This is a genomic window from Paenibacillus sp. GYB006, from assembly GCF_036577645.1.
Classification (GTDB): domain Bacteria; phylum Bacillota; class Bacilli; order Paenibacillales; family Paenibacillaceae; genus Paenibacillus.
In genome coordinates this window covers 1-8487 of record NZ_JARBDA010000031.1, presented here as the reverse complement: position 1 = coordinate 8487, position 8487 = coordinate 1, and the positions used below count along the sequence as shown (strand labels likewise).

Genomic DNA, 8487 nt, shown 5'->3' with positions numbered 1-8487 from the left:
TAAACTTCATGTTAGAGCGACCTCCTGATGTGGATTTTAAGGGCTTTTGACCCGTTGCGTACTCCCATCGTACAGAGGCGCTCTTTTTTATTCAAACTCCAAATTTTTCGTTTTACAGGAATTCTAATGGGTAGGATACATACAATGGATGGCGCGCTCATTATCGGATTGCGGAATATACTTCCCCTACAAACAGCAAAGGATTTACCTTTACACCATTGATAATGATTTCAAAGTGTAGATGGTTCCCGGTGCTACTGCCAGTTGACCCACATCCACCAAGCACGGTTCCTGCAGATACTTGATCCCCAGCACGAGCTTTAATGGAAGACAGATGCGCATAGGTAGTAACATAGCCACCCCCATGGTCCACACGTACATACTGACCGTAACCTTCACTTGGATTACTCGCATCTTGCCAGCCAGCCATAATAACCTTTCCGGCTTTAGATGCGGGTATCGGTTGTCCATGCGAACAAGCAAAATCTACGCCTTCATGTGGTTTTCCTACTTCGCCCGTAACGGGATGGGTACGTGGGCCAAATCCGGATGTAACTTGGCCGTTGACCGGACGACTAAATCCAGCCTTACCCGGTTGCGGAATTATAATAGCATCGTATCCTTCTGTCACGTAAAGCGTAGCGTATTTCATTACTTCTGATACATATTCCTGGCTGTGATTGTATTGATATAGTGCTTTTTCAATGTTACCAGAAGCCGCTCCGCTCTTTCCCAAGTAATTTGCTGCAGAAAAGACCGCATCTTCTAAATCCCACATATCCGCTTTGCCATCACCGTTTGCATCTACACCATATCCACCATACTTAGAGATTAAATCCAAACTAGTTTTTTCCTCATCGCTGAAGTTTCCAGCCCCTGAACCACTACAAGAGCTATGCCCCCATCCAATAAAAGTACAAGGCATGAATTGTAAGTGCCCCTCTGCCCCAACGGACGAAATCATAGGATCTAACGTAGAGAACCTAGTTTCAATTCGGTGTACTGCCGCTAAGAGGTTCCAAGGAACTCCATATTTTTCTGCGGCCGCCTGATAGATTGGAATATACTCTGCTGGAATCTCAGATTCACCCAAAGAAGATATAATTCCGCTCCCCCATCCGCCGCCCCCATAATTACCTTCAGAATCTGAACTGCTGAACATCATGACCATTAACATAAGTACAAATAAGGCACCAACAAAAAGTATAGGAATGAAGGCCAAACCGCCAAGTATTGTGAATTTCTTCATGAATTCCACGCCCTTGAACGTACAGCTAAATCATCAATCTTCCATTTACCATCAATCATGTTGACCTTAATGATATAAGCTAACGTACTTGTACTCGTTTGGCCGTCCTGATCGGTATGCTCCACCTCAATATCCGCATTCCACCACTGTTCCTCCAGTCCCTCTTTCTGTGGTTCTAGCTCTACACTAAGCACCTTCGTTTTAACAATCGTTAGCGTTCCCCGGCGCTTCTCCTGTTCAAATGCCTTATACAAGTTACCAGTTACATAAGGTAGAGACTTTTTCAAAAACTCATCTGGGTTTTCAATGTTGAACGGTACGTACAACTTCAGAAACTCCGGAATAACCTTTTGGATCTCTGTCTGCGTTTCTTCTGTTGGAGCAGTCACCTCTTCCGCATACTTCTCTGCTTCCGCTTCTTCATTTGGGGAATACTTGCGAACAGATTGCTTCTCCTCGGTAACAGGCTGCTGCTTCTCTTCAGCAGCCTTTTCTTGTTCAATCCGATTTCCTTCAATGATTGACCCAATAAGCAAAGCTATCATACCTAAAGCAATCATCGTCCCAAGCCATTTCATTACTCGTTCCTTCATGACTCATCGCTCCCTCTATTACGAGGATCTAGCGGTATACTCTGTACACGGTTCTCCTGTTTCCCAGAACGTATAGGTGTGGACTCCTCATGGTTTTCAGCTTGACGATCTACTCCCCTGCTTCCAAGTGATTCTCCCTTCTTAGATGTTCGGGTTCGGAATTTCTCCTGCTGAGTACCTGAAGAATGTAGCGGTATACTTTGTACACGGTTTTCCTGCTGCCCTGATCGTATAGGTGTGGGATGCTCTAGGTGTCCTGTTTGACGATTTTGAAATCCGCTTCCAAGTGACTCTATCCCCCTGGATGTTCGGAAATTCTCCTGCTGCTGTCTTCTTTGATTACTCCCTTGGCTTTGTTCTGAATATAGATGTTCTTTATTAGAAATGACACTAAGAGGTACGGTCTGTGGTGCTTGTCCGCTGTTAGCTGTGCTATGAGGTGGCCGCGAGTCTATAGCTTGATCCTCCATCGGCATAGATGAAAACAAGGAAGCATCATAACCTGAATAGTCTTGACGATCTGAAGATCCTTGTCCACCGGTTAAGGACTCCGATTGATTTCTCAAACTACCATCACCCGTGAAATAATGATTAGGTCTAGTAGTAGCGTCCTCATAACCTGTATCCCCTGATACACCTAAATTTCCGTATAACGGTGTAACGTTTTCAGGAAATTGTCCGCTCGTTGTGCTACGCGGTCTCGCTAAGTCTCCCGTAGCGCTAGTTTTTCCTTTCGTATCGTTTAGAGATACTGTTTGCGGTGCAGTACCTGTATCCCTATCTCTCACGGAGCTTGTGGCAGCTACTTCTGCTCTCGAATCTCCAGTAGATCCAGCCATTACCCCTGCTATCATGCTGGCGCTCATCCCGCTTCCACTAGCTCCTAGTGGTGGTGGATCTCCTAAACTTTCTGATTGTAGCGGAGGAATATCCTCAAAACTGTTATCTGTAAGCGTACTGGAAGCAGCATTTTTATCTGTATCATCCAGGCGTTCATTTTCTAGTGCCGCCGCGGAGCTATGATCTCTACCACTTTCCATACTATCTACGGCCGCTACAGCCGCAGCTCCTCCCGCTGGGCCACCCGCCATCATTCCTGCTACTTGAGCAGCTCCGCGAGTCGCTTTATATCTAGCCCCATTCATCCGGCGATCGAGCTGTGACGCTTCTATCGCTAGTTGACGTGCAACCTGGTTGCCAGCAAATAATATTCTAATTAAGCGATTACGAATCAAAAAGATAAGCACCAGGATAACAAACTCGATGATGGCAACGGCAATGTATCCGATGCTATCAGTGTTCCCTTCCTGATATACGATCTCGGACATGGTGAACACGATCAGCGCTATAAACGATACACCCAGTTTAAGAATAAGCGGCAAGGCCAGTTCTTCCATATACCTACGAAATACACCACCGCCTGCCGGGAATGCTGCAATGAGTAAATAAAATGGTGCAAGTGCGGCCACGGCCAAAAACCAAAACTGCAGAACAATGATAAGTAGCGCTAGAGCGAATATCGGCAGGGAAGTAATTCCGTTAACTACGGTATACAGTCCAGTAAAAACTAAGCGCTCTGGTACTTGTACGTAAGTCATCATTCCATTTCCTAATTTTTTAACTTCCACCTTTTCTACATATTCCTGCCGCACCTGTCCTGGTGGTGTGCTCAATAACTCATCAACCCGGCTTACTCCTACCTCACTTTCCTTATCTGTGCCATATTGCATATATAAATAGGGACGATGTACAAATAGATCCCACATATTGTTTCCCATGCTTTGCCTTCCACTTGTTGTACCGTCTTCACTAAGACCCGAACCAGCTCCCATGATAATGGCCGAAGCTTCGGTCGTTAGAGAGTTAGCTCCCTTTAGCACCGTAGCATAGTTACTAAAGAACAACAGCGTAACTACCAAGATTAGAAATGTCTTCACCAAGTTTCCGACGGCTTCAATTTGTGCGTTTCTGAATAAATACTGATAAGCGAATAGTAAGCCAATAGAAATTCCAATGATTCCAATTAACTTTCCATACAGTCCCAAACTACTAAAACTCATCGAGGAAATGCCTGTTAAACTTTGCATGACTCCTTCAATACGCTCAATCAGCGTATTTACTACATCAAAATCAAATGCATAATCAAGAACGGTTAACATGGCATTGGTCATGTATAAGTTCATTTTAAATAAGATATTGACCATAAAGTTCATGGCTTCATAAAACTGTGCCATGATTGAATCCTTAACTGCATCCCCTGATATCCAGCTGCCAACCGTTGAAAATGCTTGGGAAAAAACGTTCTCTTCTTCATCTCCGTCTTCTGTTTTTGAAGTAACATCAATTTGGTAATAGGCTGGAGATCCATCGCTGGTTACTTCGTGGTCAGTATTAAATAGATTTGACGAAATATTATTGCTAAAAATTTTATCCGGATCGGCTGCGTCTGCTATTGGCAGTGTACAGCTCACAAAAAAGATAAAAACAAGCATGCCATATCGAAGCCAGCGTTTCATTCCGATCACTCCCCGCTATCACTTTTGTGGACAATGATCGCTTCATCTGGATTCGCATTCCTTAGCATTTCCTCTTCATCGACTATTCGGATTTTCCACTCACCATCCACTTTACTCATACTTAGGAGATCGAAAAAATACTTTTGATGATTGTCTAAAAAATATCTTACCTTATAAAAAATTTCGCCATCTAGTTAGGTAGATCCTCAGAAGGCTCATTTATATAGGAGTTGATATTGTAATTCTTGGTGTTTAGGTTGTCCGAGGAGAATGGAGTACAGTCACCCTCTTTTCTAAATTCGCAGGTTTTTTAACTAAATGTTCGCTGATTATCTTTTTTTTGAAGAGATTGATTTACGTTGGTCATTACCTTAAGGGAGTGACCAACATGACAAAAAGAATTAAAGATCAAATGCAAAGTAGATTGTTGATGTTTTATTTGGAATCCAAGCGTTTTGCTTTCCTAGTAGATTATGCTAGCGCACTTTACGAATTATTAGACTTATTTAACTTACTAAGGCAGCTACTTTAATTTTTTTAAGAACTGGTGCCATCACTTGGCACCTTTCATGATGATAAAACCAAAGCGGAATCATTATGCTCTCTTATGCTTGACTGCTTGATGGGAGCGAAGCCAAAAGCGGAGCGGACAGGAGGCAGTCTTGACTTCTCTGGTAGCGGGGTATAAAACGAGGGACAGAAACGTAAAGCACCTTGTACAGATGCTCTATTCTTCCATCAGCCGACCATTTTCAGAAGCAGATGCCCATCAGGATTCAGAAACTTCCTTTGAACTCACCTTGGTTAAAACCAAGCTACAACCATAGGACAAATAAAGGCCTCCCAGTAATCCAGGAGCACCCGCTATAAAATTTTTAAATTCATCTACCCCGATTCAACTCCTATGTAGCGGGAATTACTAATTGTAATTTTTAACACGTACGTTTACGTATACGTAAACGTACGTGTTAAATTAAATTTACATCACACCTCATATATCGAGAGCTCCCCTTCCTGATCCTTACATGTGTCATTAACCCAACTAGATCCTTCACAGATCCCTATTAACGATCTATTTCCTCCAAGATGTTTATAATGCGTTTTTGTTCCCTTATCCCCTTCTCTAATAAATAGGAAAGCACCGCAGTCATCGTTATATGATCATCTGAACTAACCGAATTAAGATGTTTAGTAATTGCTCGAAGTTTTGCCTCATCTTTATCACTCAGTATATTTCTTATAAACCTGGACATAATAGGATACATCAGATCTGCTCTATAAATAACTTTTGTCAAAATTAAAGATGCTGCCACTTGGATGGAACTATCTAAGCTATAAGCCAAAGAAGCCATCTTTTCATGGTCCCGATCCAGGAACCTCATGTATAGACGTTTCTTAGAATTGAGTTTCATTTTAAATGATTCCCGCTCTGAGTTTCCAAATATGTATCTGTTCTCATACTGAAGATCTCTTTTGAAGTATGGCTGCAGTTCATCAATAAGAGACGCAGATTTATATCCTTCTATAATGATAAACTCTCCAATGAGTTTGATGGGAGCATCACAAACATAGCTAAGCTTTGAAAAAATCTCATATGCACTCAAACTAATTGGAGCAGCGATTGCTCTTTTTTTATCTGATCTTACCTTTCTCATCGTCTCCCCTTTAAACATTTTATCTCCTCTTTTCTCCATTATCTCTGCAACACTGTAGATATGTTGCTAAGTTAATGTATTGTATGCAGCGGTAGAGGACCTTTAGAACGCCCGTATATATCCAGATATAAAGGGAGATACTATAATGTAAAAAGCTTGTGGGAGAGTGCAGAATGAAGATAAAGATGAATGAAGAAAAAGCCAAACAATTATCTAAGGAAATTATAGATTTTGCTCATAGAAATAATCTCAAAGTACGAAAAAAAACGAAAACAAAAAGCAAGGGCGCCTAGTTGCCCTTGCTTTTTAAATTTCACGAGTTTTATTAGGGCTAATAACTCGAGATTTTACATATCTTTTTCAATTCAGATAATGTTGTAGGACATCTTCCAACATAATATAAGTAAGTCTGCTCGCACGTTGCTTCGGCAAATGGAACAGGACGAGACATTTTATGTGAAGCTTTTTTATTGTTGAAAGAGGAAGGAATACTAAAAAAATATAAAAAAATAATTACTTTTCGTGACTAGATCTACTCATTGATATAGATCTCATTATTGATAATCAGCCATCCTCCAAAGAACTAACTATCACAGATTTACTGTCTCACTTTTTTAACAAAATGATATTTTTTTCAAATACAATCTCATAAAAATTTATAATCATTACGTATTTGGATACCAACTTTGTCATCTCCTTATGGAGATAATCGATTACATAGAAATATCATTTTGAACCCAGTTATCAAACTACATTACAATAAATTGTGGTAATTTAAGTCATGAGGTTGAACATAACTTTTAAGAATCCAATGTACCACCTAAATTCATTGTAATTTGTATTTATAAATCTCAAAGAGAACTCGCCATTGCACACTACAGGAAAAAACTATGGCGGCCCGTATAAAGTGAGGCATTATATCCAGCTCTTCAAAAACATGAAGAAAAGGAGAAGATCAAAAAGGATAACCCGTGAATATACCTTGATGTGGACTATAGAAATTTTGATAACTGCTTGGAAGATGAAGTGGACACAAAATCCATGGGGTTTACCGAAGAATGGAACTCCTTACTAAGAAATCAGATACATTAAAAATACACCCTTGAGGGAATGATTTTTAATGGTAAAGTATTCACTATCAATAGTTTATGGATTCGAGGCAGCATATTATCTAGACATATTATGTTATCTATATCCATTATTTGGATGACTCACTAATTCAATTTGTTTCAGTAATACGGAGGACTTCTTCCGGGCTTTCAACATAATCAACATTTAAGCGAATCATCAATTCATATACACTTACCTTATACTTCCGGTCAGTAACCTAATGTATCTCATACCGTTTATCTTCTCCCACAGAAACCCCACCTATTGTATATATTTCACCTACAGGTAACATCTGAATTGTCTTTTTCTCAACATCATTTACAGAAGGCAGCTATGCCCACATCTGGCCTGACAAAACTAACTAATTAATGAGCAGTGGAACCATATTTCTTTCAGGGATTTAGAGATTCACCTATTTAACAGATTTTTGGCTATCTTTAATTTTACGGTTTTCTTTTCTTTGACGTTCTTGTATTTTAGGCTCATAATAACTCTTCATAACGATCTCATGAATTTTGATGTAACGCCCCGTATGATATACCAAACCTACTTTTTCAAATTCCTGAAGGTTACCAAGCCTGCGATCTTGTTTAATTGTTCCTGGTATTAGTCCCCACAGCTTCTCCGCTTCATTTGTTGTCATTACTTTTTTCATGGCACCAATGCAAGAAGGACAAACAGTAACACTTGCTGGCTCGACAGAGTTATTGTATTGGTAAAACAAGTGTATGGGATCTTCATTTTCACGTATCCAATGATCACAAACAGTACACTTTTTATCCGATCGTAAGAATGTTAGTTTTTCAAGTCGATATTTTAATTCATTAAGCTGATTATCTATTAGTCTTTGAGTAGTGAATCTTACATCTAAGGGCAACGTGTCTTTTATTAGTGAAAATTGCTCTAAAGCCCGCTCTAGCTCTACAATTTTCTCCTGTGTGCTTTCAATAATTGACAAAATGAAACACCTCCAAATGATAATTTTACCCGATATTGAGTATAATTATAATCGATATCGATTATAATTATCAAATCAAGCCTTTTAGATATTACTGAGGGAAGGCCGGATCAAACTAAAACTGCTTGATACCAAAGGGTTTAACAGTGGGACAGCTTAATTCTTTGGGAGAAAACTGCTGCTATAGCATGTGAGGCACAAAGACTAATTCAATATAAACAATGAATTAGTAATCACAATAAAAACAAACAAAAACGGTCAATATTTACGGTTGATATTAATCGAGTAGGAGGCTACCCATTAGAAGAGTAGCCGACCTCTCACACCACCGTACGTACCGTTCGGTATACGGCGGTTCAACCGCATAAGTGCATTTTACGTAGACGCTCGTACTGCGCAGGAAAGT

At 40.2% G+C, this 8487-nt stretch carries 5 protein-coding genes; all 5 read right to left on the bottom strand.

What is annotated here, in order from left to right:
* Window positions 1-160 precede the first annotated feature (160 nt).
* The 5 genes from PV403_RS24485 to PV403_RS24465 all read right to left on the bottom strand — a co-directional run bounded on the left by PV403_RS24485 (window position 161) and on the right by PV403_RS24465 (window position 8081).
* Complete coding sequence (locus PV403_RS24485) at window positions 161-1249, bottom strand: peptidoglycan DD-metalloendopeptidase family protein (protein WP_332086251.1); 1089 nt, start codon at window positions 1247-1249, stop codon at window positions 161-163.
* Window positions 1246-1842: a hypothetical protein gene (locus PV403_RS24480; protein WP_332086250.1), complete on the bottom strand. Its 597-nt coding sequence runs from the start codon at window positions 1840-1842 to the stop codon at window positions 1246-1248. Before PV403_RS24480 ends, PV403_RS24485 begins: the two co-directional genes overlap by 4 nt.
* Complete coding sequence (locus PV403_RS24475) at window positions 1839-4358, bottom strand: CD3337/EF1877 family mobilome membrane protein (protein WP_332086248.1); 2520 nt, start codon at window positions 4356-4358, stop codon at window positions 1839-1841. The genes PV403_RS24480 and PV403_RS24475 overlap by 4 nt, the downstream gene beginning before the upstream one ends.
* A 1064-nt stretch (window positions 4359-5422) precedes the next feature.
* A complete protein-coding gene (locus PV403_RS24470; RefSeq protein WP_332086247.1) occupies window positions 5423-6031 on the bottom strand; it encodes a hypothetical protein in 609 nt (202 codons plus the stop codon).
* A gap of 1504 nt (window positions 6032-7535) precedes the next feature.
* Window positions 7536-8081 (bottom strand): hypothetical protein, encoded by a 546-nt coding sequence (locus PV403_RS24465; protein WP_332086246.1) that lies wholly within the window; start codon window positions 8079-8081, stop codon window positions 7536-7538.
* Between the last annotated feature and the right edge of the window lie 406 nt (window positions 8082-8487).

What these genes read in the sequence shown, in the direction of transcription:
- PV403_RS24485 (WP_332086251.1), bottom strand. Translation starts at nt 1,249, where the DNA reads ATGAAGAAATTCACAATACTTGGCGGTTTGGCCTTCATTCCTATACTT.
- PV403_RS24480 (WP_332086250.1), bottom strand. Translation starts at nt 1,842, where the DNA reads ATGAAGGAACGAGTAATGAAATGGCTTGGGACGATGATTGCTTTAGGT.
- PV403_RS24475 (WP_332086248.1), bottom strand. Translation starts at nt 4,358, where the DNA reads ATGAAACGCTGGCTTCGATATGGCATGCTTGTTTTTATCTTTTTTGTG.
- PV403_RS24470 (WP_332086247.1), bottom strand. Translation starts at nt 6,031, where the DNA reads ATGTTTAAAGGGGAGACGATGAGAAAGGTAAGATCAGATAAAAAAAGA.